Source organism: Roseovarius sp. MBR-78, from assembly GCF_040547535.1.
In the GTDB taxonomy this organism is placed as follows: Bacteria; Pseudomonadota; Alphaproteobacteria; order Rhodobacterales; family Rhodobacteraceae; genus Roseovarius.
In genome coordinates, this window is sequence record NZ_JBEPPX010000022.1 from 1 (window position 1) to 16,912 (window position 16,912).

At 65.1% G+C, this 16,912-nt stretch carries 10 protein-coding genes and 2 pseudogenes; 1 reads left to right on the plus strand and 11 read right to left on the minus strand.

All coding sequences use genetic code 11. The features are described 5' to 3' along the window. The 7 genes and pseudogenes from ABIE58_RS15495 to ABIE58_RS15525 all read right to left on the minus strand — a co-directional run. Positions 1-340: pseudogene (locus ABIE58_RS15495) on the minus strand (IS6 family transposase); the annotation flags it as partial. A 115-nt stretch (positions 341-455) separates the two neighbouring features. Continuing rightward, positions 456-2,208 (minus strand): annotated as a pseudogene (locus tag ABIE58_RS15500) (thiamine pyrophosphate-binding protein). 137 nt (positions 2,209-2,345) lie between these two features. Then, the gene (gene lpdA, locus ABIE58_RS15505; protein WP_354545613.1) at positions 2,346-4,073 is read right to left on the minus strand and encodes a dihydrolipoyl dehydrogenase; all 1,728 of its coding nucleotides are present in this window, start codon (positions 4,071-4,073) and stop codon (positions 2,346-2,348) included. An 11-nt stretch (positions 4,074-4,084) separates the two neighbouring features. Then, entirely contained in the window at positions 4,085-5,320 is a 1,236-nt protein-coding gene (locus ABIE58_RS15510) for a dihydrolipoyllysine-residue acetyltransferase (RefSeq protein ID WP_354545614.1), read from the minus strand. Between the two features lie 24 nt (positions 5,321-5,344). Continuing rightward, entirely contained in the window at positions 5,345-7,996 is a 2,652-nt protein-coding gene (gene aceE / locus ABIE58_RS15515) for a pyruvate dehydrogenase (acetyl-transferring), homodimeric type (RefSeq protein WP_354545615.1), read from the minus strand. A gap of 158 nt (positions 7,997-8,154) precedes the next feature. After that, positions 8,155-9,873, minus strand: a complete 1,719-nt coding sequence (gene dld / locus ABIE58_RS15520; protein WP_354545616.1) for a D-lactate dehydrogenase — start codon at positions 9,871-9,873, stop codon at positions 8,155-8,157. A gap of 53 nt (positions 9,874-9,926) precedes the next feature. Continuing rightward, complete coding sequence (locus tag ABIE58_RS15525) at positions 9,927-10,055, minus strand: hypothetical protein (RefSeq protein ID WP_354545617.1); 129 nt, start codon at positions 10,053-10,055, stop codon at positions 9,927-9,929. 135 nt (positions 10,056-10,190) lie between these two features. Between ABIE58_RS15525 and ABIE58_RS15530 the strand changes: the two genes are divergently transcribed. Then, complete coding sequence (locus ABIE58_RS15530) at positions 10,191-10,985, plus strand: FadR/GntR family transcriptional regulator (protein ID WP_354545618.1); 795 nt, start codon at positions 10,191-10,193, stop codon at positions 10,983-10,985. Positions 10,986-11,045: 60 nt separating this feature from the next. Here ABIE58_RS15530 and ABIE58_RS15535 read toward each other — a convergent pair whose 3' ends face one another. From ABIE58_RS15535 to ABIE58_RS15550, 4 genes are read right to left on the minus strand one after another with little or no spacing between them, the layout of a single operon-like run. Continuing rightward, positions 11,046-12,092 (minus strand): threonine aldolase family protein, encoded by a 1,047-nt coding sequence (locus ABIE58_RS15535; RefSeq protein WP_354545619.1) that lies wholly within the window; start codon positions 12,090-12,092, stop codon positions 11,046-11,048. Continuing rightward, positions 12,089-12,580, minus strand: a complete 492-nt coding sequence (locus ABIE58_RS15540) for a YcgN family cysteine cluster protein (protein WP_354545620.1) — start codon at positions 12,578-12,580, stop codon at positions 12,089-12,091. The genes ABIE58_RS15535 and ABIE58_RS15540 overlap by 4 nt, the downstream gene beginning before the upstream one ends. After that, positions 12,577-13,515, minus strand: a complete 939-nt coding sequence (locus ABIE58_RS15545; RefSeq protein ID WP_354545621.1) for a bifunctional riboflavin kinase/FAD synthetase — start codon at positions 13,513-13,515, stop codon at positions 12,577-12,579. Before ABIE58_RS15545 ends, ABIE58_RS15540 begins: the two co-directional genes overlap by 4 nt. 20 nt (positions 13,516-13,535) lie before the next feature. Further along, positions 13,536-16,907: an efflux RND transporter permease subunit gene (locus ABIE58_RS15550; protein WP_354545622.1), complete on the minus strand. Its 3,372-nt coding sequence runs from the start codon at positions 16,905-16,907 to the stop codon at positions 13,536-13,538. Positions 16,908-16,912: the final 5 nt, after the last annotated feature.

Genomic DNA, 16,912 nt, shown 5'->3' on the forward strand with positions numbered 1-16,912 from the left:
CGGCAGCTTTGTCGCGATGCTCAGACAGCATAAAATCAAGGGTTCGACCGTTCCGATCCACGGCACGATAGTGATACATCTACTTCCCGCGCACCTTGATATAGGTCTCGTCCATGCGCCATGAAATGGCCATCGGACGCTTTTTCGCCTGGGCCTTCGCTGCGATCAATGGGGAGTACTTTACTACCCAACGGTTCAGGGTTGCGTGGTCAACATCGACACCGCGGTCTTCCATGATTTCTTCGAGGTCGTCGCGATAGGACACAGGGTAGCGCACATAGAAAAATACCGCGGAGACGATCACCGATTTCGGATAATGCGCGCCCTTGAAGTCAACCATCGTACCCATCCAACCATCGCTGCGACGTCACCTTCTAAGGCAATGTATAATGCTGGGCCAACCTCAAACCTAAAATCTTTGCAACAGAACCGGTCCTCGCCGCCCCCCCTCAACGCTAAGCACCATCAGCTTTCCTGCGCGCGCTCTCGCGCAACTTGCTGATGGTCGTGCGGGTGGAGATATGTTCCGGGTCGGTCACCAGTTCGATCAGCGCCGGGCGACCACTGTCGCGGGCACGGGCGAAAGCAGCCGCAAAATCGGCGGTCCTCGTGACCTGCTCGGCATGGGCGCCCAGACCTTCGGCCATCTTCACGAAGTCGCGGCTTTCAAGCGTGGTGCCCGAAATCCTCTCGGGGTGATCGCGTTCCTGGTGCATCCGGATCGTGCCGTAGATGCCGTTGTTGAACAGCAAAACAATGGGCCGCCCGCCATATTGCGCCGCCGTCGCCGACAAAGGACACCACCAAGCGATCGGGGTTGGCGATCGAGGCGGCGACGGCGGCGGGCACGGAATATCCCATCGCACCACAGGTCGAGCCGATGATCCGTCCGGGGCGGCCAAAGCGCAGGAACCGCTGCGCCCAGCCGGTATGGTTGCCCGCGTCAAGCGTCACGACAACATCCTCGGGAAGGCTGTCGCGCATTTGGCAAAGCGCCACGCCCATGTCGAGCGCCCAGTCGCCGCCGTTGGGGGCCGTGGTGTCGGCGAGGTAGTCCTCGTGCAGGCGGGAGCACCAGCCGTCCCAGGCCTGCGATTGGCCGAGATCAACGCCGTCCAGCGCGGCGGCAACCGATTCGGGGGCCGCCGCGATACCCAGATCGGGCGCATAGACCCGCCCGATCTCGTCGGGATCGGGATAGACATGCACCAGCCGCATTTGCGGGTTGGGGGATTGGATGGTGGTATAGGCCTTGGTTGTCATCTCTCCGAGCCGCGCGCCGATCACGATCAGCAGATCGGCCTCGTGCTGGTGCTCGTAGAGGCTGGGGGCGGTGGAGGTGCCGAAATCACCGGCAAAGACCGGGGACAGGTTATTGACGATGTCCTGCCGCCGGAAAGAGCAGGTGACGGGAATGCGGTTGGTCTCGGCAAACCGGGTGATGGCTGCCGCGGCCCTGTCGGACCAGCCGGACCCGCCCAGCATCAGCAGCGGTCGCTGTGCCTGGGCGATCTCGGCCTTGAGCGCGTCGAGGCCGTCTGTCGAGAGGTCTGCACGGGTGGCGGTATAGGGGCGCGCATCGGCCACCGTGACCACCTCGGTCAGCATGTCCTCGGGCAGGGCCACGACGACGGGGCCGGGACGGCCCGAGGTTGCCACGCGAAAGGCGCGGGCGATGTATTCCGGCACGCGGCGGGGGTCATCGATCTGGGTTGCCCATTTCGCGACAGAGCCGAACATGGCGCGATAGTCGATTTCCTGGAACGCCTCGCGGTCGGTGGTGTCGCGGGCGATCTGGCCCACGAGCAAGATCATCGGCGTGCTGTCTTGCCGCGCGATATGCACGCCAATGGCCGCGTGACAGGCCCCCGGCCCGCGCGTGACCATGCAGACCCCCGGCTTGCCGGTAAGCTTGCCATAGGCTTCGGCCATGTTGGCCGCTCCGGCCTCGTGGCGGGCATTTATCAGCGTGAACCTGTCCTGCACGTCATAAAGCGCGTCGAGCACGTCGAGATAGCTTTCGCCGGGCACGCAGTAGCCGGTATCGGCCCCATGCAGCAAAAGCTGATCGACGAGAACCTGTCCGCCGGTTCGGGCTTTGAGAGAGACGTTTTGCAGCATGATCAGTGGCTCCGTTTCCCGGCGTTTATACGCGGTCCGGGTCTGGGTCGGCCAGTCTGGACATATCGCGATACCGGGCCCTTTCATAGACCATGAGGCCACCGACAAGCATCAGCCATGACACCGTCAACCCGCCGCCAACCCGCCGCCGTGGCGGTGACAAAATCGCGCGAGCACGGAACAGCGTGGTTAACGCGTCACGGGCTGCCGCTGGTCAAGACGGTTCACCGGCTCATTTTTTTCGGCGGCATCAGGTCGGTGATCGTGCCCTCGAACATTTCGGCGGCAAAGTTCACGGTTTCCGACAGGGTCGGGTGCGGGTGGATGGTGTGGCCAAGGTCCACCGCATCCGCCCCCATCTCGATGGCCAGCGCCACCTCGGAGATGAGATCGCCCGCATTGGTGCCGGTGATCGCCGCGCCGATCACCCGGTCATCCTCGGGATCGAACAAGAGCTTGGTTATCCCCTCGGAGCGCCCGTTCGACAGCGCCCGGCCCGAGGCCGCCCAGGGAAACACGCCCTTTTCATATTTGATCCCCTTGGCCTTGGCCTCGGTCTCGGTCAGGCCGCACCACGCCACCTCGGGGTCGGTATAGGCGACGGACGGAATGAGGCGGGCGTCGAAGTGGCGGGTTTCACCGGCGCAGACCTCGGCGGCGACCTTGCCTTCGTGCACCGCCTTGTGTGCCAGCATCGGCTGGCCCACCACGTCACCGATGGCAAAGATATGGGGCACATTGGTGCGTTGCTGGCCGTCCACGGCGATGAAGCCGCGCTCGTCCACCGCGACGCCTGCCGCCTCGGCCGCGATCTGCTTGCCATTGGGCTTGCGCCCCACGGCGACAAGGATCTTGTCGAACGTATCGGTCGTGACCTCGCCCTTGTCGTCCTCGAACGTGACCTTGAGGCCCGTCTTGAGGGCCTCGACCGCCGTCACCTTGGTCTTGAGACGGATCGCCTCATAGCGCCCCTCGACCCGCTTGTGGAATGGCTTGACCATGTCCTTGTCGGCACCCGGCATAAGCTGATCCATCAACTCGACCACGGTGATCTGCGCGCCAAGCGCGTCATAGACACAGGCCATTTCCAGCCCGATGATGCCGCCGCCCAGAACCAGCATCCGCTTGGGGATATCGGCCAGTTCCAGCGCGCCGGTGGAATCGATCACGCGCGGGTCGTCATGCGGGATGAAGGGCAGTTTCACCACCTCGGACCCGGCGGCGATGATGCAGTGATCGAACGACACGGTCGTGGTGTCCTCGCCCGAAACCTCAATCATGTTCGACCCGGTGAATTTGCCCGTGCCGCGCACCACCTCGACCTTGCGCGCGCGTGCCAGCCCGTCAAGCCCGCCGGTCAACTGCCCGACAACGCTGTCTTTCCAGCCGCGCAGCGCGTCTAGGTCAACCTTCGGCTTGCCAAAGCTGATGCCGTGGCTGGCCATCTCCTCGGCCTCGGTGATGACCTTGGCGGCATGCAACAGCGCCTTGGAGGGGATGCAGCCGACGTTGAGGCAGACACCGCCAAGCGTGGGGTTGCGCTCGATCAGGATGACTTTCTTGCCCAGATCGGCAGCCCGGAACGCCGCCGAATAGCCGCCGGGGCCGGAGCCCAGAACGACCACCTCGGCGTGTTTGTCGCCCTTGCCCGTGGCCGTGCCGGTGGCCGCTTGCGGGGCGGGGGCTTTGGGGGCCTCTGCCTTGGGGGCCTCTTCTGCCGCGCCTGCCGCCTCGATCACCATGATCGGCGTGCCCTCGGAAACCTTGTCGCCCTCGGCAACCTTGATGTCCGTGATCTTGCCCGCGACGGGCGAGGGCACTTCCATCGTCGCCTTGTCGCTTTCCAGCTCGATCAGCGGATCTTCGGCGGCGACGGTATCGCCGACGCTGACGAGGATCGAGACCACCGGCACGTCGGAGAAATCACCGATATCGGGAACTTTGATGTCCATGTTCTCTCTCCTTACCACATCAACTTGCGCATATCGCCGAGCAGGCCCTTGAGCGTCACGCAAAAGCGCGCCGCCAAGGCCCCGTCCACCGCGCGGTGGTCATAGCTGAGCGAGAGCGGTTGCATCAGGCGCGGCGCGAATTCACTGCCGTTCCAGACCGGCGCGATCTTGGAGCGTGTCAGACCAAGGATCGCCACCTCGGGCGCGTTGACGATGGGGGTAAACGACGTGCCCCCGATCCCACCAAGCGAGGAGATGGTGAAGGTCGCGCCCTGCATGTCCTTGGATTTCAACTCACCATCGCGGGCGGCCTTGGAGAGCGTCATCAGCTCTTTGGATATCTCCACCAGCCCCTTGCGATCGGCATCCTTGATCACCGGCACCATGAGGCCGCCGGGCGTGTCGGCGGCAAAGCCGATATTGTAATAGGATTTCTTGATCAGCTTGTCGCCATCGGGGTGGATCGAGGAATTGAATTCCCAATGCGTCTTGAGCGCCGAGACGCTCGCCTTGATCACAAAGGACAGAAGCGTGACGCGATAGCCGTCTTCCTTGGCTTGGGTGTCCATCTCCTTGCGATAGGCATCGAGATCGGTGATGTCGGCCTCGTCATTATGCGTGACATGCGGGATGTTGAGCCAGGAGCGGTGCAGCGCGGGGCCGCTCAGCTTTTTGATGCGGGGCATTTCCACATCTTCGACAGGGCCGAATTTCGAGAAATCGACCGCCGGGATGGGGGGAATGCCCATGCCGCCCGCAGGCGCGCCGCTGGCCACGGGGGCAGCGGTGGCTTTGAGCTGTTTGGTCACGTCCTCGCGCAGGATGCGGCCCTTGCGGCCCGAGCCGTTGACCTGCGCCAGATCAATCCCAAGCTGGCGGGCAAAGGCGCGCACCGAGGGGCTGGCATGGGCCTTGCCAAAGCCCGCATCGGTCACCGCCGGGGCGGGTGCTGCGGCGGGGGCAGGGGCAGGGGCCACAGTGGGGGTCTCGGGCTTGGGCGCGTCACTTGCCCCGGCACCCTCAAGGATCAGGATCAGCGCGCCCTCGGACACCCGGTCGCCCTCGGCAAGTTTGATCTCCTTGACCACACCGGCGGCGGGCGAGGGCACTTCCATCGTTGCCTTGTCGCTCTCCAATTCAATGAGCGGGTCCTCGGCGGCGACGGTATCGCCGACGCTCACCAGAATGCTGACCACGGGAACATCGCTGAAATCGCCGATGTCGGGAACTGTCACGTCTTGTGTCATTGTCTCTGTCTCCTCTCGCTCACGTCACACCAGACGCGGGTTCGGCTTGGCGCCGTCGATCTCGTAGCGCGTGAGCGCCTTTTGCAGGTTCGCCTTGGTCACGGCCCCCTCTCGGTAAAGGTCGGTCATCGCCGCCGCCGCGATATGGTTGGCGTCCACCTCGAAGAACCGGCGCAGGTTCACCCGGCTGTCAGAGCGGCCAAACCCGTCGGTCCCGAGCACCGTGTAGCGCCCCGGCACGCCTGCGCGGATCTGATCGGCATGGGCCTTCATGTAATCCGTGGCGGCGATGAACGGGCCTTGCGCCTGGCTTAGCTGCGTCGTGACAAACGCCTCGCGCGGTTCCTCCAGCGGGTTGAGGCGGTTCCACCGCGCCACATCGGCGCAATCGCGGCCCAACTCGTTGAAGGATGGCACCGACCAGATATCGGCGGTGACCCCGAAATCCTCTCGCAGCATTTCGGCGGCCTTGATCGCCTGCATCAGGATCGTGCCCGAGCCCAGCAGGTTGACGTGTTTCTTGCCCGGCTTGGCGGTCTTGTGCAGCCGGTAAAGCCCGCGAATGATGTCCTCCTCCACGCCCATGGGCATATCGGGATGGGCATAATTCTCGTTCATCAGGGTGAGGTAGAAATAAACGTCCTCACCCTGCTCATACATCCGCTTGAGGCCGTGCTGCACGATCACCGCCACCTCGTATTGGAAGGTGGGATCGTAGCTGACGCAGTTGGGGATGGTCGAGGCAAGGATGTGGCTGTGCCCGTCCTCGTGTTGCAGCCCCTCGCCATTCAGCGTCGTGCGCCCCGCCGTGCCGCCCAGCATGAAGCCGCGCGCGCGGCTGTCGCCCGCCGCCCAGGCCAGATCGCCGATGCGCTGGAACCCGAACATCGAATAGTAGATGAAGAACGGGATCATCGCCACGCCGTGATTGGAATAGGCCGTCGCTGCGGCGATCCAGTCGGCCATGGCACCGGCCTCGTTGATCCCCTCTTGCAGCACCTGCCCGCTTTCGGATTCCTTGTAATAGGACATCTGATCGCGGTCTTCGGGCGTGTATGTCTGCCCTTGCGGGTTGTAGATGCCGACCGAGCGGAAGAGGCCCTCCATCCCAAACGTGCGGCTCTCATCCGGCACGATGGGCACCACGTGTTTGCCGATGTTCTTGTCGCGCAAAAGCGTGGTCAGGATGCGCACAAACCCCATCGTGGTGGAAATCTCGCGCGCGCCGGTGCCCTGCAACTGCGCCTTGAAGGCGTCAAGCGGCGGGATGGTCAGCTTGGGCGCGTCGGTCGTGCGCTTGGGGAAATCGCCGCCCAATGCCTTGCGCCGATCCGCCAGATAGGCCTTTTGCGCGTTGTTGAGCGTGACAAAGGGTGCTTTCGGCAGGTCCTCGTCGCTGATGGGGATCTGAAAGCGGTCGCGGAAGGCGCGCAGCTGATCCTCGGCCAGTTTCTTTTGCTGGTGGGTGGTGTTCTGCCCCTCACCGGCACTGCCCATGCCGTAGCCCTTGACCGTCTTGATCAGCAGGCAGGTGGGTTGCCCCTTGGTATCCGTCGCGCGCTTGAACGCGGTATAGACCTTCTGCGGATCATGCCCGCCCCGGCGCAGCGCCCAGATCTGATCGTCGGTCCAGTCCTCGACCAGCGCGGCGGTCTCGGGGTATTTGCCAAAGAAATGCTTGCGGATATAGGCGCCATCCTTCGACTTGAAGGTCTGGTAATCGCCATCCACCGTCTCGTCCATCAACTGGCGCAGGCGGCCCGATGTGTCGCGTTCCAGAAGCTCATCCCAGCCCTTGCCCCACAAGAGCTTGATGACCTCCCAGCCGGCACCGCGAAAATCGCCCTCCAACTCCTGCACGATCTTGCCATTGCCGCGCACCGGCCCGTCAAGCCGTTGCAGGTTGCAGTTGATGACGAAAATCAGGTTATCGAGCCCCTCGCGCGCGGCCAGATCAATCGCACCCCGGCTTTCGGGCTCATCCATCTCGCCATCGCCCAGGAAACACCACACCTTGCGGTCGGCCATGTCGATATGGCCCCGGTTGTGCATGTATTTCATGAACCGCGCTTGATAGATCGCCATCAACGGCCCCAATCCCATCGAGACGGTCGGGAACTGCCAGTAATCCGGCATCAGCCACGGGTGCGGATAGGACGAAAGGCCCCCGCCATTCACCTCTGAGCGGAAATTCTCAAGCTGCGCCTCGCTGATGCGCCCCTCCATGAACGACCGCGCATAGATGCCGGGGATCACGTGACCCTGAAAGAACACCAGATCGCCGCCGTGAATGGCCGATTTCGAGCGCCAGAAATGGTTCAGCCCGATGTCATACATCACCGCCGAGGACGCGAAAGAGGCGATATGCCCGCCATATTCGCTGGACTCCTTGTTGCGGCGCACCACCGTGGCCATGGCGTTCCAGCGGTTGATGGTGCGGATGCGCCATTCCATCTCCAGATCGCCGGGAAAATCGGCCTGATCGTCGGCGGGGATGGTGTTTTGATAGGGGGTGGTCGCCGAAAACGGCAGGTTCGCCCCCGCCGCGCGCGCGGATTGCACCGCCTTATCCAGCAGGTAATGCGCGCGGTTCGCGCCGTCACGTTCGATCACGTCCTCGATGGCGTCCTGCCATTCGCGTGATTCGACCGGGTCCATGTCCGGGATATGTGTCATCTCTCCCCCTTCTCCTCCAATGCGGCGCTGATGCGCCAGTTTGTTCAACGTTAAACCATTATTCTGGTGACGTGGGGTAATAACGGCCCTGCGCCCGTCGAGTTAGGCCGTCCAATACATATCGGGGTGGCGCTTTATGCATAGCTGAAAAATATAGTTCAATGTTCAACCATATTTTTATGCGCCTCTGCGCCCTCGCCGTAATGCTTGCAGCGCGACATCTTGCCGATGCCGGGATTGAGGCTGTTGGTCGGGTCACACGCCCGGTAATGCGCCGCCAGATCGGGCTTGGCCGCATAAAGATGGCCCACATTGTGCTCCGCCGGGTATTGCGCGCCGCGCGCATCCAGCAGCGCCAGCATCTGCGCCTTGAGCGCGGCCACATCCGCCCCCTTCTTCACGATGTAATCCTGATGCAGGACATGGCAGAAGAAATGCCCGTAATAGAGCTTGTGGAGGATCTGCGCGTCGATCTCGGGCGGCAGGCGTTCCAGCCAATCCTCGTCATTGCGCCGGAGCGCGATATCGAGGGCAAGGATATCCTCCACCTCGCCGCGGTGGATATTCTGATAGCGGATCGCCGCCCCGGCCGCGGCAAAGCGGTTGAGCCCGGCCAGTTTCGCCTCGCGCGGGGTGCATTCAAAGAAATCCCCGTCGCGCGCGCGGAAAAACTCCGCCAGAAAGCGGCGCGCCTCGTCGATCCCGCCATCGCGCATTTTCAGAATAAGGTGATGCTCATACCGGTCGCGCCACTCGCGCAGGCGGCGCGGCAGGTGATCGGGCGTCAGCCGCGCAAAAAGCTGCATCACCCTGTCGGTCAGGCCCCGCGTCAGCCGGAACTTGTTGAACCGCGCGTCAAACGCGCCCTTTAGCGCGAAAAACATCGGTAGCTTGTCGGTGCCAAGCCAGCCGATCATCCGCACCGTATCCTTGCCATAGCGGTCCGAGATGTCGAAACACGCCCGCTGCATGTATTCGCCCGAGACCGGCACATGATCGAATTCGCGCAGGATATGGCGGCGCAGCGCGGTCAATTCACCGGGATCGTTGGTGCCGATATAGAAGGTCGCCTCGCTCTCGGGGATGGGGTAGGTATCGAGCCGCACCGCAAACACCGCCAGCTTACCCGCACATCCCGCCGCCTCATAAAGCCGCCGCTTGTCGGCGTTGAACCGCGCGGGCGTGTCGGCCTCTACATCGCGCACGCGGGTGATGTAATCGGTATCGGATGCTTTCTTGTTGGTCGGCTCGAAATCGGCGGCGGTGAAATCACCCGCCTCCAGCCGCGTCAGGATATCCTCGGGCGTGTCGCCCAAACGGATGCCAAGGTGATTGACCAGCTCCAGCCGCCCGCCCGCATCAATCCGCGCGTAAAGCGACAATTCGGTATAGGACGGTCCCCGCTCGATCAGCGAGCCACCGGAATTGTTGCACACGCCGCCCATGACCGAGGCCCCGATGCAGGACGAGCCGATCACCGAATGCGGCTGTCGCCCCATGGGTTTCAGCAGCTTTTCCAGCGCAAACAGCGTCGCACCGGGCAGGGCCAGCGCCTGTGCGCCACCCTTGATCGTGTGTAGCCGGTCCATCCGCCGCGTGTTGATCAGCACCACGTCGCGGTCATATTTGCCCTTGGGCGTCGATCCTTCGGTCAGGCCGGTATTGGCGGCCTGCAGGATCACGATCTTGTCGGCGGCCACGCAGGCCTGCAACACCTGCCATTGCTCCAAGAGCGATCCGGGCTGCACCACGCAGAGCGCATCCCCCTCCCCCGACCGATAGCCCTTGCGGAACCGCTCGGTCCGCCGCTCGCCGGTCAGGCAATGCCGCCGCCCGACGATGCGGCGCAACTCCGCGATCAGTTGGTCATTGGTCATGGTATCAGCCCCGCTCAATAGGCCACCGATGGCAACCATGTTGCCAGCGCAGGCTACAGGAACACAAGTGGCAAGCCGGTCAATTGCAACAGCACGAAGCCCAACAGGAACACGACGGACAGGATAAACATGATTGTGCCCGTCGATCCCAGTCCGGCACCAGGGATCGCCTCCTCGATCAACGCATCCCCACAACGCCGGTCATTTCACGGCTTGGCAGGCCGCAAAGGATAACTTACTTTACCACCAGTGCGCCGACTGCGACACTCAACCACAGCCGCCAACCGGGGCCATGCCCCGCTAAGGACAGGATTTCGATGCCCAGCGATTCGATCAGCCCGTTTGAGCGTGTCGACCATGAGGGGCTTGCTCAGACCATCGCGGACCAGATCGAGGAAATGATCGTCAGCGGCGTGCTGCGCGAGGGCACGCGCCTGCCGCCCGAGCGCGAGCTTGCCCTGTCGATGGGGGTTTCACGCCCCAAGCTGCGCGAGGCGATCAAGCAGTTGGAGCAGGCCGGCCTTGTTACCGTGCGCCACGGAGAGGGCACATTCATCGCCGATCTGATCGGCGCGGCCATGAGCCCGGCGCTGACCCGTCTCTATTCCAAACACGAGGCCGCGTTCCGCGATTACCTCGAATTTCGCCGCGAACAGGAATGCTTTGCCGCCGCCCTCGCCGCCGAACGCGCCACCGACGAGGATTGCCAGACCCTGCGCGAAACCGTGGCCGAACTTGAGCGCACCCACGATGCCGATGACCGCACCGCCTCGATGGAGGCGGATGTGCGCTTTCATCAGACGGTTGTGGATGCCTCGCATAATTCGCTGATGGTCCACACCATGCGCTCGATCTATGCGCTGATGCGCAGCCATGTATTCTACAACCGCGATTACCTGCGCGCCATCGACGGCACCGGGCAGGCGCTGCTCGATCAGCATCGCGCCATCGCCGAGGCGATTCTTGACGCCCAGCCAGACACCGCCGCCGAGGCCGCCGCGCGGCATATCGAATATGTCGCCGAAAGCTTTCAGGTGCACCATTTGCGCCGCCGCCGCGAAATCGTGGCCAGCCGCCGCCGTCTGTTGCTCGGGCTTGGCGACCCGTTCTAATCCACTGATTCCACGTGTTCGAGCCGCTCAGAAGCGGGCCTCGCCTTTTAGCAAACTGCCCTAGCCCGTAGCCAGGTCGAGAAACCGGTCGATCTCGTCCTCGCCCACCGACCAGTCGCAGACGAATCGCGCCATCAGCGGCTCGTCCTCCGGGCCGGTCTCGAGCGGCCCCTCGTAGAGCGCATAGGCCGCGCCCGCAGCCCGGAGCCGCTGATGGGTGGCGCGCGGCAGGCGGGCAAAGATCATGTTGACCTCGCGGGGATGCACCAACTCTGCCCCCGGCACGTCGCGCAGCCCGTGGGCCAGCCGCGCCGCGCGGGTATTGGCGGTCTGCGCCGCCTCGCGCCAGGTCTCCTCCGAGAGATAGCCCAGTATTTGCGCCGACAGATACCGGTGCTTGGAAAACAGATGCGCCGAGCGCTTGCGCCGGAGCTCGAATTCCCAGGCATTCTCGGGCGAGAAGAAGATCACCGCCTCGACGCCCAGACAGCCGTTCTTGGTGCCGCCAAAACTCACCGCGTCGACGCCCGCTTTCCACGTCATCTCGGCGGGGGTGCAGCCCAGCGCCGCCGCCGCATTGGCGAAGCGCGCGCCGTCCATATAGGTGGGCAGGCGATGCGCGCGGGCCACGTCGCAGAGCGCGGCGATCTCGGCGCAGCTATAGACGCGACCGCGTTCGGTGGCCTGGGTGAGCGCCAGTGGCCCGTGCTGCGGGTTGTGCACGTCGCCTGCGGGCCAGGCGGCGATGGCGCGCGTCAGGTCTTCGGCGGTCATCTTGTCGCCTTCGCCGACAAGGCTCAGCTTGGCCCCGCCGGTAAAGAATTCGGGCGCGTTGCATTCATCGGTGTGGATATGCGCAAGCGGCGTGCAGAACACCGTCTGCCACGGCTCCGACAGGGTGGCGAGTGCCAGCGCGTTGGCCGCCGTGCCGGTGGCGACGAGGTAGATGCTGGCCTGCGGGGCCTCGAACAGCGTGCGCAGCTGGTCGCGCACCTCGTCCATCAGCGCCTCGGCCCCGTAGGAGGGAGCAAAGCCGGTATTGGCGGCGATCATCGCTTCCATCACCTGTGGCAGCGCGGGGCCGGCATTGTCTGAGGCGAAATTCATGCGCCGGGCTCCTCTATGATGTGGTCTTCCCAATCGTCCTCGGGCACCTCGAATTCCGGCACCGTGCGGTGCTGCACCGAGACCCCCGCCGCGTGCACGCTCTGGGGCGTGCCAGAGATCAGCGGGTGCCACGGATAGAGCGGCTTGCCCTCGTGCAGGAGCTTATACGCACAGGTCGAGGGGAGCCAATAGGCGTGGCGCTCGATCGTGTGAGGCTTGAGCGAGATGCATTCCGGCACGAATTGATGGCGGATGGCGTATTGCCCGCAGCGGCAGGTGGTATCGTCAAAGAGGCGGCAGGCGACGCGGGTGAGCGCCACCTCGCCGGTCTCGTCATCCTCAAGCTTGTTGAGGCAGCATTTGCCGCAACCGTCACAAAGCGCCTCCCATTCGCGCACACTCATGCGGTCGAGCGGCACGCTTTCCCAATAGCGCGGGCGCAGGCCGGTGCGGTCGATGGGGTCTTTGGGATCGGTGGTATCGGTCATGTCGCCGCCAGTATTTGCCGCGCGCGGGCGCAATCGGCCTCCATCTGCGCGATGAAGGCCTCAAGGCTGTCGAAGGTCGCCTCAGCGCGCAGATACTCCACCAGCCCCACCGACAGATGTGCGCCGTAAAGATCGCCGGAGAAATCGAACAGGAAGGTTTCGAGATTGGGCTCTTCACCCTGATATTGCGGGCGCACGCCCAGCGAGGCCGCACCGTGATACTGCCCCTTGTGCGGCCCGTCGAGCACATCGACGAGCACCGCGTAAACCCCGAACCGTGGTGGGTGCAGCCCGTCGATGGACATGTTGGCGGTGGGAAAGCCCAGCGTGCGGCCGCGCTGTTCGCCGCCCACCACCGGGCCGTCGATGCGGTGCCAGTGGCCCAGCATGGCGGCGGCGTCGCGGGGGCGGCCCTCGGTCAGTGCAGCGCGGATCGCGGTGGAGGAGACCTGCCCGCCCGCGCCCTCGATCAATTCGGCGATGGTCACGCCGAATCCCATCCCGGCCCCGAAATCGCGGAGCATCGCGGCATTGCCCGCCCGCTCCTTGCCAAAGCAGAAATCCGCGCCCACCACGACGTGGCGCAGCCCCAGCCCGGAGGCGAGGATATCGCGGGCAAAGGCCTCGGGGCTGAGGCTGGCAAGCGCCGCGTTGAAGGGAAGCTCGTAAAGCCGCTCGACACCGATCTTTTCGAGGCGATGCCTGCGCGCCTCGGCCCCCATCAGGCGAAAGGGCGGGGCCTCGGGGGCGAAATAGGCGCGTGGATGCGGCTCGAATGTCAGCACGCCCAGCGGCGCGCCGATCGCCTCGCCCGCGCGGCGCGCGATCTCGATGACGTGGCGATGGCCAAGGTGGACGCCGTCGAAATTGCCGATGGCGGCCGAGGCACCCCGGTCGGCCTCGGTGGCAAAGCTATGGTCGCGCACGATCCGCATGGCTCACGCGTAGCGCCGGATCAGGGGCGGCGCAAGCCGCTTTGGCGGCGCGCGCGTGCCGTGACCATCGCGCCAAGCCAGACCGCCGCCACCAGCGCCGCGCTGCCTGCGGCCTGAAGCACCAGCGCCGCGCCCATCGGCGACAGCGGCACGAGGCCGGAGAGCGGCGCGGGCAGCGCGCCGGTGGCCAGCACCCAGCCCACTGTGGCGATGAGCCATACTAGCAGCGCCGCGCCGGTGCCGCGCATCAGCGCCGCCACCCAGCCGCGCGGTGCCCGCCAGCCGCGTCGCAGCGCGGTGAAGGGGCGGCCAAGGTCGTGCCCGATGGCCAGAAGCGCAGGCACAAGGATCAGCACCAGCAGCATCCCGAAGCCCAGCCCGTAGACCAGCGTGATGACCGTGGGCTTGAGGAATTGCGCCTGTGTCGAGCGCTCTATCAGGAGCGGCGCGAGGCCCAGCACCGTGGTGAGCGTGGTGAGCACCACCGCGCGCAGCCGGTCTGCCGTGCCCAGGGTGATGGCGGGGATCAGGCCGCGCCGTTCTGCGTGGCCGTCGATGGCCGTCACCAGCACGATGGAATCGTTGATGATGATGCCGGTCATGCCCAAAAGCCCCACCACCGAGAACATCGACAGCGGCACATCCCAATAGGCGTGCCCCCAGATCGCGCCGACAAGGCCGAACGGGATCACCGCCATCACCGCCAGCGGGCGCGCCCAGCTTGCAAAGACAAGCGCCAGAACAAGATAAATGCCCAGCAGCGTGAGCATCAGACCCAGCCGCGCATCGGCCAGGAAATCGCTTTCCTGCTCGCCCAGCCCGCCTATGCGGTAGTCGATCTGATAAAGCCCGGCAAGTTGCGGCAAGATATCTTCGTCGAGCGCGCGCGCGATCTCGGCGGCGCGGGCGGGGTCGTCCTCGGCGATATCGCCGGTGACGTTGACATGGCGCAGCCCGTTCTCGCGCCGCACGGTGGCAAAGCCGGTGCGCGTGGTGACGGTGACGATATCGGCCAAGGGCACGTAATGGCCGCTGTCGCTGCGCACCATCATCGTGTCGAGGAAATCCGCCGACAGATCCGCCTCGGGCAATTCCACCCGCACCGCCGCCGTGCGCGGCCCCTCGGGCCATGTCGCGGCCTCGATGCCGTTCACGCGGTTGCGCAGGGTCTGCCCCAGCGCGTCGATATCAAAGCCGAGCGCCTGCCCGTGAGCGGTCAGCTCCAGCACCAGTTCGGCCTTGTCCCAGGCGAGCGTATCCTCCAGCGCCGACACCTCCGGGAAGCGCGCCAGCCGGGTCTTGAGCGCCTCGGCGGCGGATTTGAGGGTCTGCGCATCGGCCCCGTAAAGGGCGATGTCGATGGCATCGCCCCCCGGCCCCGACCGCGCCCCGCGAAAGCTCAGCACCTCGGTCATGGGCAGGCGCGGCGCGCGCTCTTGCAGGTCGGCGAGGAAGGCAAAGCTTGAATAGGGGCGCAGGTCGGCGTCGATCAACTCGATGGAAATGCCGCCCTGCAAATCCGCCTCGCGGGTCTCTGATCCGGCCAGCCCGCGCCCGGCATGGCCGCCCACCTGCGCCAGCACATGGCGCACCGGATTTTGCCCGTGGCGCGCGGCATAGTCCTGCCCGAGGGCCGCCACCGCCTCTTGGACCGCGTGCATTTGCGCCAGCGTATCGGCGCGCGTGGCCCCCGGTGCCATGGCGAAATTGCCGGTGACGGTGCCTTGCTCGGGTGCGTTGAAAAACCGCCATGTCACGTCGCCGCGCATCACGCTTGCCACCTGCGTCGCCAAAAGCAGCACCGCGCCCGCCAACACCGCGTAGCGCGCCCGGATCACCAGCCCGATCAGCGGGCGAAAGGCGCGGTCGCGCAGCGCGGTAAAGCCACGGTTCACCACCCGGCTCGGGATATCATACCAGCGCTCGCGCGCGGCGTTGGCCAGCGCGTGCGCCATGTGGTTGGGCAGGATGAGAAAGCACTCGACAAGGCTTGCCAGCAGCACGGCGATGACGGTGAAGGGGATATCGTAGATGAGGTTGCCGAACCGTCCGCCGATCAGCGCCAGCCCGAAAAACGCGATGAGCGTTGTCAGTGTGGCCGAGAATACCGGCAGCGCCATGCGCCCGGCGGCGCGTTCGGCGGCCACATGGGGCGGCTCGCCATAGCGGCGGTGGCGTGCATCGGCATGTTCGCCCACCACGATGGCATCATCGACCACGATCCCCAGCGTGATGATGAGTGCGAAAAGCGAGATCATGTTGAGCGTGAGCCCGGCGGCATACATGAGCGCCAGCGCCGCCAGCATCGCGACCGGGATCCCCGCCGCTACCCAGAACGCGGTGCGCGCGTTGAGAAACAGGAACAGCAGCCCCACCACCAGCGCAAGCCCGGTGGCGGCGTTGTCGAGCAGCATTTTCAACCGTCCTGAAATCGCCTCGGAGCGGGTGCGCACGAGGTCGATCTCTACCCCCTCGGGCAGGGTCAGCAGCATCTCGCCCGCGATGCGCTCTACCCGTGCCTGCACGTCGAGTGCGTCGCCCTCGGCGGGGCGGTCCACCAGCACGGTGACGGCGGGGGAGGTGCCCACGTAATAGGCCGCGCCACGGTCGGCACCATTCGCGCGCACCTCGGCAAGATCGCGGATTTCCAGCGCCGAGCCATCGGGGCGCAGGCGCAGTGGGATGGTGGCGATCTCGGCGGGGCTGCGCCGCTCGGTGCCGGTACGCAGCCGGGCGCGGGCACCGGTCACGTCGCCTGCCGGGTCGGCATCCACGCGCGCGGCGATGGCGGTGGAAATATCGGCCATGCTCACATCATGGGCGATGAGCGCGCGGGCAGACACCTCGACCACCGTTTCCGGCGTGGCCACCCCCGAGACGGTCGCCCGCGTGACCCCGGCGGCAAACAGCCGCGCCACGAAATCATCCGCGATCCGGGCCAGTTGCGCGAGGCCCACCGGCCCGGTGATGACCACATCGGTCACCCGGTCGCGCCAGGCACCGCTCCGCACCACCGGCTCTTCGGCGTCCTCGGGCAGGTCGGTGATCTGCCCGAGCGCGGCCGTGACCTCGTCCGCCGCGCGCCCCATGTCCCAGCCCGGCTCGAAATCAAGCACCATCGTGGCGCTGCCCTCGCGGCTTGTGGCGCGGGCCTCGCTCACGCCCTCGACCGCGAGCAGGGCAGGCTCGATCAGTTGCACGATGCCCGCGTCCACATCCTCGGCGCTGGCGCTTTCCCAGGTGACCGAGACGGTGACATTATCCACCACCACGTCGGGAAAGAACTGCGCGCGCATGTTGGGCGCGGCGAGCAGCCCCGCCGCCACCAGCACGATCAACAGCAGGTTGGCGGCGGTGCGGTGGCGGGTAAACCAGGAGATGATCGCGGCCATGTGCC

Excerpts from the sequence above, each read along its gene's own strand:
- lpdA (WP_354545613.1), bottom strand. The coding sequence starts at position 4,073 with ATGGACATCAAAGTTCCCGATATCGGTGATTTCTCCGACGTGCCGGTG.
- ABIE58_RS15510 (WP_354545614.1), bottom strand. The coding sequence starts at position 5,320 with ATGACACAAGACGTGACAGTTCCCGACATCGGCGATTTCAGCGATGTT.
- aceE (WP_354545615.1), bottom strand. The coding sequence starts at position 7,996 with ATGACACATATCCCGGACATGGACCCGGTCGAATCACGCGAATGGCAG.
- dld (WP_354545616.1), bottom strand. The coding sequence starts at position 9,873 with ATGACCAATGACCAACTGATCGCGGAGTTGCGCCGCATCGTCGGGCGG.
- ABIE58_RS15530 (WP_354545618.1), top strand. The coding sequence starts at position 10,191 with ATGCCCAGCGATTCGATCAGCCCGTTTGAGCGTGTCGACCATGAGGGG.
- ABIE58_RS15535 (WP_354545619.1), bottom strand. The coding sequence starts at position 12,092 with ATGAATTTCGCCTCAGACAATGCCGGCCCCGCGCTGCCACAGGTGATG.
- ABIE58_RS15540 (WP_354545620.1), bottom strand. The coding sequence starts at position 12,580 with ATGACCGATACCACCGATCCCAAAGACCCCATCGACCGCACCGGCCTG.
- ABIE58_RS15545 (WP_354545621.1), bottom strand. The coding sequence starts at position 13,515 with ATGCGGATCGTGCGCGACCATAGCTTTGCCACCGAGGCCGACCGGGGT.
- ABIE58_RS15550 (WP_354545622.1), bottom strand. The coding sequence starts at position 16,907 with ATGGCCGCGATCATCTCCTGGTTTACCCGCCACCGCACCGCCGCCAAC.